The organism is Methyloversatilis universalis EHg5, assembly GCF_000378945.1.
GTDB classification, from domain to species: Bacteria; Pseudomonadota; Gammaproteobacteria; order Burkholderiales; family Rhodocyclaceae; genus Methyloversatilis; species Methyloversatilis universalis_A.
In genome coordinates this window covers 1,083,429-1,097,512 of the sequence record NZ_KB900539.1, presented here as the reverse complement: position 1 = coordinate 1,097,512, position 14,084 = coordinate 1,083,429, and the positions used below count along the sequence as shown (strand labels likewise).

General features: G+C 66.3%; 13 protein-coding genes and 2 tRNA genes. 6 read left to right on the top strand and 9 right to left on the bottom strand.

Going from position 1 to position 14,084, the window contains the following annotated elements; all coding sequences use genetic code 11:
• Positions 1 to 2: 2 nt before the first annotated feature.
• From METUNV2_RS0105040 to METUNV2_RS0105020, 5 genes are all read left to right on the top strand, one after another.
• The gene (locus tag METUNV2_RS0105040; protein WP_018228405.1) at positions 3 to 641 is read left to right on the top strand and encodes a deoxynucleoside kinase; all 639 of its coding nucleotides are present in this window, start codon (positions 3 to 5) and stop codon (positions 639 to 641) included.
• A complete protein-coding gene (gene panB, locus METUNV2_RS0105035; protein ID WP_026187879.1) occupies positions 638 to 1,474 on the top strand; it encodes a 3-methyl-2-oxobutanoate hydroxymethyltransferase in 837 nt (278 codons plus the stop codon). The genes METUNV2_RS0105040 and panB overlap by 4 nt, the downstream gene beginning before the upstream one ends.
• Before the next feature lie 17 nt (positions 1,475 to 1,491).
• Positions 1,492 to 2,331 carry a pantoate--beta-alanine ligase gene (gene panC / locus METUNV2_RS0105030; protein WP_018228403.1) on the top strand — a complete coding sequence of 280 codons (840 nt, stop codon included), beginning with the start codon at positions 1,492 to 1,494 and terminating at the stop codon, positions 2,329 to 2,331.
• A 102-nt stretch (positions 2,332 to 2,433) separates the two neighbouring features.
• Positions 2,434 to 2,817: an aspartate 1-decarboxylase gene (gene panD / locus METUNV2_RS0105025; protein ID WP_018228402.1), complete on the top strand. Its 384-nt coding sequence runs from the start codon at positions 2,434 to 2,436 to the stop codon at positions 2,815 to 2,817.
• A 98-nt stretch (positions 2,818 to 2,915) separates the two neighbouring features.
• Positions 2,916 to 3,794, top strand: coding sequence for a LysR family transcriptional regulator (locus METUNV2_RS0105020; RefSeq protein ID WP_018228401.1), 879 nt, complete (start codon positions 2,916 to 2,918; stop codon positions 3,792 to 3,794).
• 16 nt (positions 3,795 to 3,810) lie between these two features.
• Here METUNV2_RS0105020 and pepN read toward each other — a convergent pair whose 3' ends face one another.
• On the bottom strand, positions 3,811 to 6,459 hold the full coding sequence (pepN, locus tag METUNV2_RS0105015) for an aminopeptidase N (RefSeq protein WP_018228400.1): 2,649 nt from the start codon (positions 6,457 to 6,459) through the stop codon (positions 3,811 to 3,813).
• Between the two features lie 255 nt (positions 6,460 to 6,714).
• On the opposite strand from pepN, the gene METUNV2_RS0105010 reads away from it, so the two are divergent.
• Positions 6,715 to 7,305, top strand: a complete 591-nt coding sequence (locus METUNV2_RS0105010; protein ID WP_018228399.1) for a hypothetical protein — start codon at positions 6,715 to 6,717, stop codon at positions 7,303 to 7,305.
• A gap of 175 nt (positions 7,306 to 7,480) precedes the next feature.
• On the opposite strand, the gene METUNV2_RS0105005 is transcribed toward METUNV2_RS0105010, so the two are convergent.
• The 8 genes from METUNV2_RS0105005 to METUNV2_RS0104970 form a co-directional block, all read right to left on the bottom strand.
• Positions 7,481 to 7,556: transfer RNA gene (locus METUNV2_RS0105005), tRNA-Thr, on the bottom strand.
• A gap of 58 nt (positions 7,557 to 7,614) precedes the next feature.
• Positions 7,615 to 8,034 (bottom strand): Fur family transcriptional regulator, encoded by a 420-nt coding sequence (locus tag METUNV2_RS0105000; protein ID WP_051081890.1) that lies wholly within the window; start codon positions 8,032 to 8,034, stop codon positions 7,615 to 7,617.
• 45 nt (positions 8,035 to 8,079) lie between these two features.
• Positions 8,080 to 9,006, bottom strand: a complete 927-nt coding sequence (ispH, locus tag METUNV2_RS0104995) for a 4-hydroxy-3-methylbut-2-enyl diphosphate reductase (protein ID WP_018228397.1) — start codon at positions 9,004 to 9,006, stop codon at positions 8,080 to 8,082.
• Positions 9,007 to 9,016: 10 nt separating this feature from the next.
• Positions 9,017 to 9,451 (bottom strand): FKBP-type peptidyl-prolyl cis-trans isomerase, encoded by a 435-nt coding sequence (locus METUNV2_RS0104990; RefSeq protein WP_018228396.1) that lies wholly within the window; start codon positions 9,449 to 9,451, stop codon positions 9,017 to 9,019.
• Positions 9,448 to 9,942: a signal peptidase II gene (gene lspA, locus METUNV2_RS0104985; RefSeq protein ID WP_018228395.1), complete on the bottom strand. Its 495-nt coding sequence runs from the start codon at positions 9,940 to 9,942 to the stop codon at positions 9,448 to 9,450. Before lspA ends, METUNV2_RS0104990 begins: the two co-directional genes overlap by 4 nt.
• Before the next feature lie 5 nt (positions 9,943 to 9,947).
• Positions 9,948 to 12,761, bottom strand: coding sequence for an isoleucine--tRNA ligase (gene ileS / locus METUNV2_RS0104980; RefSeq protein ID WP_018228394.1), 2,814 nt, complete (start codon positions 12,759 to 12,761; stop codon positions 9,948 to 9,950).
• Between the two features lie 15 nt (positions 12,762 to 12,776).
• On the bottom strand, positions 12,777 to 13,718 hold the full coding sequence (locus METUNV2_RS0104975) for a bifunctional riboflavin kinase/FAD synthetase (protein ID WP_018228393.1): 942 nt from the start codon (positions 13,716 to 13,718) through the stop codon (positions 12,777 to 12,779).
• A gap of 215 nt (positions 13,719 to 13,933) precedes the next feature.
• Positions 13,934 to 14,018, bottom strand: a tRNA-Leu gene (locus tag METUNV2_RS0104970).
• Positions 14,019 to 14,084 lie beyond the last annotated feature (66 nt).

The window sequence follows — 14,084 nt, the reverse complement described above, 5'->3', positions numbered from 1 at the left end:
CGATGCTCGACAAGGCACGCTACATCGTCGTCGAAGGCCCCATAGGCGTGGGCAAGACCTCGCTGGCCCGGCGACTGGCCGATCACCTGCAGGCGCCGACGCTGTTCGAGAAGCCGGAAGAGAACCCCTTCCTGGCGCGCTTCTACCAGAACATGGAGCGCTACGCGCTGCAGACCCAGCTGTTCTTTCTGTTCCAGCGCATGGAACAGCTGCGTGAGGTGATGCAGGACGACCTGTTCTCCGGCCGGCTGGTGGCCGATTTTCTGATCGACAAGGACCCGCTTTTCGCGTCGATGAACCTGACCGACGACGAGTACGCGCTGTACCGGCAGATCTTCTCGTCGGTCAAGCTGCAGGCGCCGGCCCCCGATCTGGTCATCTATCTGCAGGCCGACGCCGACACGCTGGCCGAGCGCGTCCGCCGGCGCGGCATCGACGCCGAACGGCGCATCAGCGAAAGCTATCTCGCGCGGGTGGTCGAGCGCTACGCCCGCTTCTTCTACCAGTACGACGCCAGTCCGCTGTTCATCGTCAATGCAGAGGAACTGAACCCGGTCGACAGCGACGAGGACTTCGCGCTGCTGGTCGAACGTCTGGGCCAGATGCGCTCCTTCCGCGAATTCTTCGGTTACGCCTCATGACCTATATGCGCGACACCGACCCGGCTCGCCGCCCGGTCACGCTGAACACCCTGCTGCGCATGCGTGCGAACAGTGAGCCTGTCGCCATGCTCACCTGCTACGACTCGACCTTTGCCGCCGTCTGCGACGCGGCCGGCGCCGAAGTGCTGCTGGTGGGCGATTCGCTCGGCAACGTGCTGCAGGGCCACGACACCACGCTGCCGGTCACGCTGGACGACATGGCCTACCACACCGCCTGCGTGGCCCGAGGCCTTGCGAATGTCGGCGGCCGCGCCTTCCTGATCGCCGACCTGCCCTTCGGCAGCTACCAGGAAAGCCGCGAACAGGCGCTGCGTTCGTCGGTGAAGCTGATGACCGCCGGCGCACAGATGGTGAAGCTGGAAGGCGGCGCCCACATGGCCGACACCGTGCGCTTCCTGGTCGAACGCGGCGTGCCGGTGTGCGCCCACCTCGGGCTCACGCCGCAGTCGGTGCATCAGTTGGGCGGTTACCGCGCCCAGGGCGTGACCGACGAAGCCGCCGCCCAGCTGCTGCGCGACGCCGATCTGCTGGACCAGGCCGGCGCCACCATGATGGTGCTGGAAATGGTGCCGGCCCGGCTGGCGGCCGAAGTGACCGCCAACACCCGCCTCATCACCATAGGCATCGGCGCCGGCGTCGAATGCAGCGGCCAGGTGCTGGTGCTGCACGACGTGCTCGGCCTGTTCCCGGGCCGCCGCCCGCGCTTCGTGCGCAACTTCATGCCGGGCGCCGACGACGTGCATGACGCGCTGTCCCGCTATGTCGCCGCGGTCAAGGACCGCAGCTTCCCCGGCCCCGAACACTGCTACTGATTCCGCGAGCTTTCCCGATGCAGATCCACCCCACCGTCGCCGGCCTGCGCGCCGCGCTCGACGCCGAACGCGCGCGCGGCGCGCGCATCGCCTTCGTGCCCACCATGGGCAATCTGCACGAAGGCCACGCCTCGCTGATGCGCCAGGGCCACGACCACGCCGACGTGGTGGTGGCCAGCGTGTTCGTGAACCGGCTGCAGTTCGGCCCGAACGAGGATTTCGACCGCTACCCGCGCACCATGGAGGCCGACTGCGCCCGCATGCAGGCGGCCGGCGTGGCCCACGTGTTCGCGCCGGCCGAAACCGAGCTGTATCCGCAGCCGCAGACGATGAAGGTGGTGCCGGACCCGGTGCTGGCCGACATCCTGGAAGGCGCTTTCCGGCCCGGCTTCTTCACCGGCGTGGCCACCGTGGTGGCCAAGCTGTTCAACATCGTGCAGCCGCAGGTGGCGCTGTTCGGCAAGAAGGATTACCAGCAGCTCATGGTGATCCGCCAGCTGGTGAGCCAGCTGGCGCTGCCGATCGCCATCGTCGGCGGCGAGACCGAGCGCGCGGACGACGGCCTGGCGCTGTCCTCGCGCAATGGCTATCTCGCGCCGGCCGAGCGGGCGCAGGCGGTCCAGCTGTATCAGGCGCTGTCGGCCGCGCGCGACGCGCTGCGCGCCGGCGACCGCGATTTCGCCCGCATCGAAGCCGACGCCATGGCATTTCTTCAGGCTGGAGGCTGGTCTCCGCAATATATTGCGGTGCGACGACAAGCCGACTTACAATCGCCGGCCGCTCACGAATCCAGCCTGGTGATCGTGGCCGCCGCCCTGCTCGGGACGACGCGCCTGATCGACAATCTGGAAGTGTAGGTCGCCACGATGCGCTCAGGCCGGTGGCGTTCCAGTAGCGCACTGTCGTGCATGCCGTCGCGTGCACGTGTTGTCTGAACAGCGCGATATAGGAGCGCCCATATGCAACGCACCATGCTTCAGTCCAAGCTGCACCGTGTCACCACGACGCACTCCGAGCTGCATTACGAGGGCTCCTGTGCGATCGACCAGAACCTGCTCGACGCCGCGGACATCCGCGAATACCAGGCGATCGACATCTACAACGTGAGCAACGGCGAGCGCTTCTCGACCTATGCGATCAGCGCGGAGCGCGGTTCCGGCATCATTTCGGTCAATGGCGCCGCCGCCCGCAAGGCCGCGGCTGGCGATCTGCTCATCATCGCTGCCTACGCGCAATACACCGAACTGGAGCTGGCCCGTTACGAGCCCAAGCTGGTGTACGTCGATGGCAAGAACAACATCGTGAACCAGCGCGGTCACATTCCGGTACAGATGGCGGGCTGAGCACCACTCTGCTCCACCCCTGAAGGCCCGCCCCGTGCGGGCCTTTTTCATGGGCGCCGTTGTGGAACAATGCGTCATCCCCTGTCCTGCCGAACGCGATGAACCTGCACCTGCTGCGCATCTTCCATACCGTGGGCGAGCACGCGAGCTTTTCGCGTGCGGCCGAACACCTGGGCATCAGCCAGCCGGCCGTGTCCAAGGCGCTGCGCGAGCTCGAGGATCAGCTCGACGTGGTGCTGATCGAACGCGGTTCGCGCATCGTGTCGCTGACCGAAGCCGGCAAGGTGCTGTTCGAATACGCCGGCGGCATTTTCGCGATGGAACGCGCGGCGCTGGAAGCGCTGCAGGCCTATTCCAACCTCGAGCGCGGCCGGCTGCGCATCGGCGCCAGCATGACGGTGGCCGGCTACTGGCTGCCGGGCTATGTGGCAGATTTTTCGCAGGCCCACCCGGGCATAGCGCTCAGCCTGACCAGCGCCAACACCCAGGCCATCGCCGAACGGCTGCTGGCCTGCGAAATCGACATCGCGCTGGTGGAAGGCCCGGTCGAGGACGAACGGATCGAATCCCGCCCCTGGCGCGACGAAACGCTGCTCATCGTGGCGCCGCCGGACAGCGATCTGGCCCGCGCCGGCACGGTAAGCGCGGCCGATCTGTCGGCGGTGACCTGGGTGGTGCGCGAACACGGCTCGGGCACGCGCGAAGTGATGAACCGCTGGCTGGACAGGCTGGGCATCGTGCCGGCCCGCACGCTTGAAGCGGGCAGCACCGAAGCGGTGATCCAGACGGTGGCGGCCGGCGGCGGGGTATCGATGGTGCCGCGGGTCAGTTCGGCCGACCAGATCGCGCTCGGCAAGGTCGCCACGCTCACCCTGCCCGGCGTGCAGCTCACCCGCCAGCTCTACCGCCTGCGCCTGCCGCGCCGCCCGCTCAGCCCGGCCGCACTCGCCTTCGAGGCGATGATCGCGACCGACTGAGCAGGCGTACCGGTTCTCAGGCCAGCGCCCGGCCGACCACCTCGGCCACATCCGCCGACAGACCCGGCAGGTCGCGAATGCTCTCCAGCGCACGGCGCGCATGCGCCTGACGGCTGTCGTCGAAACGGCGCCAGCGGTCGAAGGCGCGCGCCACGCGTGACGCCACCTGCGGATTCACCGGATCCAGCTCGCGGATGACGCCGGCGGCATAGGCGTAGCCCGAACCGTCGGCGGCGTGGAAATGCAGCGGATTGGCGGCGCAGAAGGTGCGCACCAGCGCGTACACCTTGTTCGGGTTCTTCAGGTCGAACGCTGCGTGCACCATCAGTTCGCGCACCCGCGCGCGTGCATCGGACAGCGGCGACGTGGCCTGTACCGCCAGCCACTTGTCCACCACCAGCGCCTCGTCCTTCCAGCGCGCGTAGAACTCGTTCAGCGCCACTTCGCGCAGCGGCGTGTCGCTGTGCGCCAGCAGCGAGAAGGCGGCGAACTGGTCGGTCATGTTGTCGGCGTCGCGGAACTGGCTCAGCGCCTTCAGCTGCAGCGCGCTGTCGTCCAGCGTCATCAGATAGCCCAGCGCGAGATTGCGCAGCGCACGGCGGCCCATGGCGGCGGGCTCGGGCGCATAGGCGCCGGCCACGCTGAAGCGCGCCAGCAGCGCCTCGAACTGCGTACGCAGTCGCTCGGCCAGCGTGCGGCGGAACAGCGTGCGCACGCGGTGGATGGCGTCCGGATCGATCACCGCCATCTGATCGCCCAGCCAGGCTTCGGACGGCAGCGTCAGCGCCTCGGCAGCGAAGGCCGGATCGGCATCCGCCTTCGCCAGTACGGCGGCAAAGGCATCGACGAACAGGTCCGGCACCAGCGCGTCGCCCCCGGCCTGCACCTGCGCCACGCCGGCGAGCATGAGCCGGGTGGCCAGCCGCTGGCCGGCTTCCCAGCGGTTGAACTCGTCGCTGTCATGCGCCATCAGCGTGGCCAGATCGCTGTCGCCATATTCGTAGTCCAGCGCCACCGGCGCCGACAGATTGCGCAGCAGTGACGGCAGCGGCGCCGCCTTGAGGCCATGCGCCGACAGGTCGAATTCGAAACGGCCACTGACGTCGGTCAGCGACAGCACGGTGGTGGGCAGGATTTCGCGGCCGTCGGTATCGAGCAGACCCAGCGCGACCGGAATGTGCAGCGGTCCGCGCTCGAAGCGCAGGCCTTCTTCCTGCAGCCGCCTTTCGTAGGCGGTTTCCGGATTCGACTGTTCGAGCGTGAGCGTCCAGCGGCCGGTCGCGGCGTCGAAGGCGGTGCGCGCGCTCAGCCGCGGCGTGCCGGCCTGTTCGTACCAGCGGCGGAACTGCGTCAGATCGACGCCGGACGCGTCCTGCATGGCCGACACGAAGTCGTCGCAGGTGACCGCCTGACCGTCATGTCTCTCGAAATACAGATCCATGCCGCGGCGGAAACCGTCCTCACCCAGCAGGGTGTGGATCATGCGCACCACTTCGGCGCCCTTCTCATAGACGGTAGCGGTGTAGAAGTTGTTGATTTCCTCGTAACTGGCCGGCCGTATCGGGTGCGCCATCGGCCCTGCATCTTCCGGGAACTGCGCCGCCCGCAGGCCGCGCACTTCCTGGATGCGCTGCACCGCACGCGAGTATTCGTCGGACCCGTATTCCTGGTCGCGGAACACGGTCAGGCCTTCCTTCAGCGACAGCTGGAACCAGTCGCGGCAGGTGACCCGGTTGCCGGTCCAGTTGTGGAAATACTCGTGGGCGACCACCCGGTCGATGTTCATGTAATCGACATCGGTCGCGATGTCCGGCCGCGCCAGCACGTACTTCGTGTTGAAGATGTTGAGGCCCTTGTTCTCCATCGCCCCCATGTTGAAATCGCCGACGGCGACGATCATGTAGCGGTCGAGATCGAGTTCCAGACCGAAGCGCTGTTCGTCCCAGCGCATGGACTTCTTCAGCGCGTGCATCGCGAATCCGCACTGGTCCAGCTTGCCCGGCTCGACATAGATGGCCAGATCGACCGTGCGGCCGGAGGCGGTGGTGAAGGTGTCGTCCAGGCGGTCCAGCTTCGCGGCCACCATGGCGAACAGATAGCAGGGCTTGGGGAAAGGATCGACCCAGCGCGCCCAGTGCCGCCCGCCCTCCTCCTCACCCTCGGCGACCCGGTTGCCATTGGCCAGCAGGTCCGGGAAACGCTCCCTGTCCGCATGCAGGGTCACCGTGTAGCGTGCCATCACGTCCGGCCGGTCCGGAAACCAGGTGATGCGGCGGAAGCCTTCCGCCTCGCACTGCGTGAAGTAGCCATCCTTGGAGCGGTAGAAGCCGGACAGCGTGGTGTTCAGGTCAGGGCGGATGCGCACCCGGGTGCTCAGGCGGCAGCGCGCCGGCAGATCGACCAGTTCGAGCCGGCCGTCGCGCACGAAAGAGGCCGGCGCAGGCAGCGTGCGGCCATCCACCGCCAGAGAGAGCAGTTCGAGTTCTTCGCCATCCAGCTGCAGCGGTGCAGCCGCCACGGCTTCGTTGCGACGCAGCGCCAGCGTCGCGGCAACCTCGGTATGGCCGTCATCGGCGATGGACACATCCAGTTCCACCTCATCCACCCACCAGGCGGGCGCCTGGTAATCGCGCAGATGTATGGCCCGCGAAAAAGAATTCTTCATTTGTTAACTTCCGTGTCGATAACACCCAAGGTGCAGGTTCCGACCGCCCCGTTTCGACGGGATTCCCCGGAAACAGCACGTCCGGCGCGCCGCCGCAGCGGGTTTGCAGGAAAACCTCGAAGATAAGGCAGCGCGTCCGGATACAGGAACCCGGACCATCCGGATTAGGGGTAAACCCCTAGTCCGGGTGACCTAAGTTCCGAAGAATGACACATCGCAGCATTACCATCGAACCAACAACTCAAAAGGTATGCCATGGGTGCAAGTCTGAATGAAGGGGCTGCTGTCGCGCGCCACCCGCGTGCTGACGGCGATAACGCCCCCAGCCGCACGAGAGCCAGCTGGCCGCGCTTTTCCGCGAATGCCGCGCGCCACGACAGCACGAACGCGCAGCAGCAGCCGAAGGCTGCACCCGGCATGCGCAACTGGACAGCAGGCGATCTGTCCGCCCTGCTGTGCGAATTCCTGAAGCGCGAACACGCGGCACTTGCCGCCTGCCACGGACAGAATGTCGAAGCCGACTGGATTCCGCTGGCTCGCGCACTGGCCATCCGCCTGTCCGAAGCACCGGGCATGTCGCTGGCCACCAGCCCGCTGAAAACCCGTTTCCTGCTGCGCGAGCAGATCGGCGCATGGCTGGTCGGCACCGCACTCGAAGCCGATGCGGCCAGCACCGTCCACATCGCTCTGCCCGAAACCTGGAATACGCAGCGGGTACTGGCCTACCTGTTCCGCCACGAAATCGCGCCGATGCATCACGTCACCGCCGCGCTGCGCAGCCACAGCGTGCCGCTGGCGATCGGTGCGGAAGTCATGGTGAGCGAGGAGCGCCTGATCAACGGTTGAGACGGGCAGTCATCAGCCCGGATTCAAACGAAAAAGGCGGCCTTGGCCGCCTTTTTTCATTGTGTCGCCGCCGGTCGCATCCACATCGCTGCGGATGCCGGCGCCCTGCCGCGATGGCCGAGGCCACAAAAGCAAAAGGCCCGTTCCGGGGAACGGGCCTTCACTTGCATCCGGGTGGTGCCGCTGACCGGAATCGAACTGGTGACCTTCGCATTACGAATGCGCTGCTCTACCGACTGAGCTACAGCGGCAACAAAGAGCGCGCATGATAGCCGCTGAAACGGCCAAAATCAATGCAAAAGCACGCTTTCACTGCAGACCCGGGCGCATGCGCACGACGATGTCGATGCCATCGGCCACCATGCCCGGCGGCAGCTCAGGCATGCCCTCCACACGCAGCGTGTGATTGGGTATGTCGGTCAGACAGCCGGTGACCACGTCGTACAGATGATGGTGGGGCTCGGTGTTCGGATCGAAGAACACCTTGGTCGGATCGACGATCACCTCGCGGATCAGACCCGCCTCGCGCAACACTTTCAGCGTGTTGTACACGGTCGCCTTCGACGCCGACGGCGATGTTTCATTCACCATCGCCAGGATCTGGTCGGCCGACAGATGCTCCATGCGCGAAAACAGCACATGCGCGATGTCGATCCGCGGCTGGGTCAGGTTGATGTCGTGTGCGCGCAGCAGATCGATGGTCTGTTCGCGGTTGAGCGGTGATTTCATGGTTTCGAGTATATGAAAGGCCACGCAAGCGCGCAAAGACCTGGATCAAGTCTGTGCAAGTTCCTTCGGCAGCGGGAAGTTCACGTTTTCCGGCGTGCCGTCCAGCGTGCGCACCGAAGCGGCGCCCAGTTCGCGCAGTCGTGCGATCACCGCATCGACCAGCACCTCCGGCGCCGAAGCACCCGCGGTCACACCCACCCGCTTGCGCCCGTCGAGCCACGAAGGGTCGATCTGGCCGGCGTTGTCGATCAGATAGGCCGGCACGCCGAACTGTTCGGCCACTTCGCGCAGGCGGTTCGAATTCGAGCTGTTGGGCGAACCGACCACCAGCACCAGATCGCTGCGTGGTGCCATGAACTTGACCGCGTCCTGCCGGTTCTGGGTGGCGTAGCAGATGTCGTCGCGCTTAGGGCCGACGATGGTCGGAAAACGCGCACGCAGCGCGTCTACGATGGTCTGGGCGTCATCGACCGACAGCGTGGTCTGGGTGACATAGGCCAGCTTTTCCGGATCGCTCACCTGCAGCGTCTGCACGTCAGCCACGGTTTCGACCAGATGCATGCCGCCCTCGGACTGACCCATGGTGCCTTCGACTTCCGGGTGCCCCTTGTGGCCGATCATGACGATTTCGCGGCCAGCGTCGCGCATCTTGGCCACTTCGACATGCACCTTGGTCACCAGCGGGCAGGTGGCGTCGAACACGCGCAGGCCGCGCGAACCGGCGTCGTGGCGGACCGCCTGCGGCACGCCGTGCGCGCTGAAGATGAGGGTGGCGCCCGCCGGCACATCGGCCAGGTCGTCGATGAAGATGGCGCCCTTGGCACGCAGGCTGTCGACCACGAACTTGTTGTGGACGACTTCGTGACGCACGTAGATCGGCGCGCCGTACTGCTCCAGCGCGCGCTCGACGATGGCGATGGCGCGCTCCACGCCGGCACAGAAGCCGCGCGGATTGGCCAGCAGCACTTCCATGCTGTCCTGTTCAGGAGACACCGATCACCTCCACTTCGAAACGCACGGCGCGGCCGGCCAGCGGATGGTTGAAGTCGATCAGCGCGGACTGTTCGTCCAGTTCGCGCACCAGGCCCGGAAACTTGTTGCCGTCGTTGTCGGTGAATTCGATCACCGAATGCACGTCCAGTTCGATATCGGCCGGGATGTCGCGGCGCGCGAAGCGCTCGACCAGATCGGCCTTGTGCTCGCCGAACACCTCGCCCGGTCCGAGATCGAACACGTGGCGGCTGCCCACTTCCAGCCCGGCCAGCCGCGCTTCGAGCGCCGGAGCCAGTTCGCCGCTGCCCAGCTGCAGCGTGGCCGGCGTCGATTCGAAGGTGCTGATCAGCGCCTGGCCGCCTTCGGGCAGCGCCACGCGGAAATGCAGGGTGACCAGACTGTCGGCCTTGATCGTGTTGCTCATGATTCCGTCTCCGCACGGGTGGTGCGCGCCGCCAGACCGAACTGGTCCGCGAGCATCAGCACCACACCTGCCGTGATGGCCGAATCGGCCACGTTGAACGCCGGGAAGCCGCGGCTCCCGGCATGAAAATACAGGAAGTCGACCACCGCGCCGAGCAGCACCCGGTCGATCAGGTTGCCGATGGCGCCACCCAGGATGAGCGCCAGACCGAGCGGCAGCACCACTTCCTTCGCGTGCTTGCGCATCAGCAGGAAGAGCCAGACCGACACGCTGGAGGTGAGCACGATGAAGAACCAGCGCTGCCAGCCGTCATGGTCGGCCAGAAAGCTGAAGGCTGCACCGGGGTTGTACACCAGCACCAGATCGAAAAAGCGGGTGACCGACCAGCTCTGACCGTAGCTGAGCCAGTTCGAGATCAGGTATTTGGTGAGCTGGTCTGCCCCGACCACGAAGGCGGACAGGGCGAGCCAGCCGGCAAGGCGTGCATTCATCGTTTTCAGGCGTGTTCGCGGGCTTCGCCCGCACCGTGCAGATTGGCATCGCAACGGCCGCACAGTTCCGGGTGTTCGGCATTGCTGCCCACATCGGCACGGTAATGCCAGCAGCGGGCGCACTTGGCGTGCGCACTCGGACGCGCGGTCACGCCCTGCTCCGCCTCGCTGCCCACCCTGACCAGCGTGGCCGCCGACGTGATGAGCACGAAGCGCAGGTCGTCGCCCAGCGCAGCCAGATCGTCGTGCAGGTCGCCAGCGGCGCGCACGTCGACCTCGGCCTGCAGCGACGAACCGATACCGCCTTCCGAACGGAGGCTTTCCAGCACCCGCGCCGATTCTGCCCGCAGCGCACGGATGCGGCTCCAGCGGGCCATGAGCGCCGCTTCGCCAGCCTGTTCCGGCAGCGCGTGCCAGGTGGTGAGCATGACGCTGTCGGCCGACTTGTCGCCGAGCACGGTCCAGATTTCTTCGGCGGTGAAAGCCAGCACCGGCGCCATCAGGCGCACCAGGGTCTGGGTGATGTGCCACAGCGCCGACTGCGCCGAACGGCGGGCATGCGAACCCGGTGCGGTCGTGTACAGGCGGTCCTTCAGCACGTCGAGGTAGAAGGCGCCGAGATCTTCCGACGCGAAGTGCTGCAGCGCCTGCACCACGCGGTGGAATTCGTACTGGTCGTAATCGGCGGTTACGCGCGCCTGCAGGTCGCGGGTCAGCGCCAGCGCATAGCGGTCGATGGTGAGCCACTGGTCGGCCGGCAGCATGTCGGCCTGGGCGTCGAAATCGGCGATGTTGGCGAGCAGGAAGCGCACCGTATTGCGCAGCCGGCGGTAGGTTTCGACCACGCGGTCGAGAATTTCCTTCGAGATCGACAGTTCGCCCGAGTAGTCGGTCGAGGCCAGCCACAGGCGCAGGATTTCGATGCCCAGCTTGTTGCCGACTTCCTGCGGCTCGATGCCGTTGCCGAGTGACTTCGACATCTTGCGGCCCTGCGCATCGACCGTGAAGCCGTGGGTCAGCAGCGCGCGGTAAGGCGCCTGGCCGTCGATCGCGCAGCCGGTCAGCAGCGAGGAATGGAACCAGCCGCGGTGCTGGTCCGAACCTTCGAGGTAGAGGTCGGCCACCGGACCGCCGTCGGTGCGCGCCAGATCGGCGTGCGAGCCGCGCAGCACGTGCCAGTGGGTGGCGCCGGAATCGAACCACACGTCCAGCGTGTCGCTGATCTTCTCGTACTGCACCGCGTCGGCACCCAGCAGTTCGGCGGCATCCAGATTGAACCAGGCGTCGATGCCCTCGGCGTCGACGCGCTGCGCCACCGCATCCATCAGTTCGACCGTGCGCGGATGCAGCTCGCCGCTTTCGCGGTGGATGAAGAACGGAATCGGCACGCCCCAGTTGCGCTGGCGCGAGATGCACCAGTCCGGCCGGTTGGCGATCATCGCGGCCAGCCGCGCCTTGCCCCAGTCCGGATAGAAGGCGGTGTTCTCGATCGCGGCCAGCGCCGACTCACGCAGGCTGGGGCCGCCTTCGGGCTTCAGATCCATGCCGACGAACCACTGCGCGGTGGCGCGGTAGATCAGCGGCGTCTTGTGGCGCCAGCAGTGCATGTAGCTGTGCTGGATCTTCTCGTGCGAGAACAGCGCGCCGACCTCGGCCAGCTTGTCGACGATGACCGGGTTGGCCTTCCAGATATGCAGGCCGCCGAAGAAGGGCAGCGATTCGGCATACACGCCGTTGCTCTGCACCGGACTCAGCACGTCGGCCACGGTGAGGCCGTTCTTCATGCAGGAGTTGAAGTCATCCACACCATAGGCCGGCGCGCAGTGCACGACGCCGGTGCCTGCGTCGATGCCCACGTAGTCGGCCAGGAAGACCGGCGACTCACGCTCGTACAGCGGATGGTGGAAGGCGATGCGTTCAAGCTTGTCGCCAGTGGCGGTGGCCAGCACGCGGCCCTCGCGGCCGTAGCGCTTCAGGCTCTGTTCGACCAGCGCCTCGGCCAGCACCAGACAGCCGGCGTCGGTCTGCACCAGCGCATATACGTGCTCCGGGTGCATGTTCAGCGCCTGGTTGGCCGGAATGGTCCAGGGCGTGGTGGTCCAGATCACCGCATGCACGCTGCCGGCAGGCAGTTCGGCCAGGCCGAAGGCGGCGGCCAGCCGGCCGCGCTCGCGCTCAGAGATCGGGAAGCCGACGTCGACCGCCGGGCTGCCCTTGTCCTGGTACTCGACCTCTGCTTCGGCCAGCGCCGAACCGCAGTCGAAACACCAGTTCACCGGCTTCAGGCCGCGATACACCCAGCCCTTCTTCACCATTTCGGCCAGCGCGCGGATTTCGCCCGCCTCGTTGCCGAAATCCATTGTGCGGTAGGGGCGGTCCCAGTCGGCCAGCACGCCGAGGCGGATGAAGCCCTTCTTCTGGATCTCCACCTGTTCGCCGGCAAAGGCACGGCTCAGCTTGCGCACTTCAGAGGCCGGCAGGTTCTTGCCGTGCTTCTTCTCGATCTGGTGCTCGATCGGCAGACCGTGGCAGTCCCAGCCCGGCACGTAGGGCGCGTCGAAACCGGCCAGCGTCTTCGAGCGGACAATGATGTCCTTCAGGATCTTGTTCACCGCGTGGCCGAGGTGGATGTCGCCGTTCGCGTACGGCGGGCCGTCGTGCAGCACGAACTTCGGGCGGCCGGCGGCCTTTTCGCGGATGCGCTTGTAGAGCTGGCTCTGCTGCCACTGCTGAACCCAGCCGGGTTCGCGCTTGGGCAGGTCGCCGCGCATCGGGAAGGCGGTGTCGGGCAGGTTCAGCGTCGTGCGGTAATCAGCCATCTTGATCAGCCAGTTTCAGTCTTCGGAAATCGGGTTTTGCGCGAACCACGCGCGGGTGTTCACCACGTCCTGCGCGATCGCTTCGCGCAGTGCCTCCAGGCCTTCGTAGCGGGCCTCGTCGCGCAGCTTGCGACAGAAGCGCACCGACACGTGCTGGTCGTACAGATCCACGTCGCGGTCCAGTACATACACCTCGCAGGTCGGCTTCAGGCCGTCGGCGATGGTCGGGCGCACGCCCACACTGGCCGCGCCCGGCGCATCGACCAGGCCACCACCGGTCACGGTCACCGCGTAGATGCCGGCCAGCGGCAGCGAACGGTGCTTGAGCTGGATGTTGGCGGTCGGGAAGCCGAGCTGACGGCCGATCTTCTGGCCGTGTTCGACCCGGCCACTGATCGCGTACGGACGACCGAGCAGGCGTTCGGCCCGCGCCAGATCGCCCTGTTCCAGCGCCTCGCGCACGGCGGAACTGGAGGCGCGCTCGCCGCCGATTTCCACCGTATCCATGCTGGCCACGCCAAAACCGTGCAGTTCGCCAGCTTCGCACAGCCGCTGGAAATCGCCCTCGCGGCCACGGCCGAAGCGGAAATCGTCGCCGATGATGAGGTGACGCACCGCCAGCCCGCGCACCAGCAGGTCATCGACGAAAGCATGGGCGCTGAGCGCGGCGAAGCGGGCATTGAAGCGGCACACGTACACCCGCTCGACCCCGGCCTGCCGGAACAGCTCCAGCTTTTCGCGCAGGCTGGTCAGCCGGGTCGGCCGCTTTTCGTGCATGAAGAATTCACGCGGATGCGGCTCGAAGGTCATCACAGCGGCCGGCACGCCCAGCGCGCGCGCCTTCGCGGACAGCTGCGCCAGCAGCGCCCGGTGACCGAGGTGCACACCATCGAAATTGCCGATGGTCAGAACGACCGGCCTGTCAGCGACCGAAGGGATTGCGCGGAAAACCTGCACGGGATGAACGGAAGCGGGATGCGCGTGGGAAACGCGCAAGTATACCTGTGCGCGACAGGCACGCCGATAGAGCGCGGGGAATCCCGCGGGTAAATTGCGGGTAGCGACAGGCTAATTAATGATTGCTCGGCGTTCAAGTTTGGAACGCGACGCCGGAGATAAGCGCCTGATATTTCGCATTGTTTCGCGTTGCGCGAAACCGCAATAAACCCGAGTGGTGCCGGGAGGGGGACTCGAACCCCCACACCTTGCGGCGGCGGATTTTGAATCCGCTGCGTCTACCGATTCCGCCATCCCGGCCGGGAAGGAGGCGGATTATGCGGGCTGCCGCTGCGGTCCGGCAAGGCCGCCGGCGGTACAATGCGC

Excerpts from the sequence above, each read along its gene's own strand:
- ispH (WP_018228397.1), bottom strand. The coding sequence starts at position 9,006 with ATGGAAGTGCTGCTGGCCAATCCGCGCGGCTTCTGTGCCGGCGTGGAG.
- ileS (WP_018228394.1), bottom strand. The coding sequence starts at position 12,761 with ATGGCTGATTACCGCACGACGCTGAACCTGCCCGACACCGCCTTCCCG.
- panC (WP_018228403.1), top strand. The coding sequence starts at position 1,492 with ATGCAGATCCACCCCACCGTCGCCGGCCTGCGCGCCGCGCTCGACGCC.
- panD (WP_018228402.1), top strand. The coding sequence starts at position 2,434 with ATGCAACGCACCATGCTTCAGTCCAAGCTGCACCGTGTCACCACGACG.
- METUNV2_RS0105040 (WP_018228405.1), top strand. The coding sequence starts at position 3 with ATGCTCGACAAGGCACGCTACATCGTCGTCGAAGGCCCCATAGGCGTG.
- METUNV2_RS0104990 (WP_018228396.1), bottom strand. The coding sequence starts at position 9,451 with ATGAGCAACACGATCAAGGCCGACAGTCTGGTCACCCTGCATTTCCGC.
- METUNV2_RS0105020 (WP_018228401.1), top strand. The coding sequence starts at position 2,916 with ATGAACCTGCACCTGCTGCGCATCTTCCATACCGTGGGCGAGCACGCG.
- METUNV2_RS0105000 (WP_051081890.1), bottom strand. The coding sequence starts at position 8,034 with ATGAAATCACCGCTCAACCGCGAACAGACCATCGATCTGCTGCGCGCA.
- panB (WP_026187879.1), top strand. The coding sequence starts at position 638 with ATGACCTATATGCGCGACACCGACCCGGCTCGCCGCCCGGTCACGCTG.
- pepN (WP_018228400.1), bottom strand. The coding sequence starts at position 6,459 with ATGAAGAATTCTTTTTCGCGGGCCATACATCTGCGCGATTACCAGGCG.
- METUNV2_RS0105010 (WP_018228399.1), top strand. The coding sequence starts at position 6,715 with ATGGGTGCAAGTCTGAATGAAGGGGCTGCTGTCGCGCGCCACCCGCGT.
- lspA (WP_018228395.1), bottom strand. The coding sequence starts at position 9,942 with ATGAATGCACGCCTTGCCGGCTGGCTCGCCCTGTCCGCCTTCGTGGTC.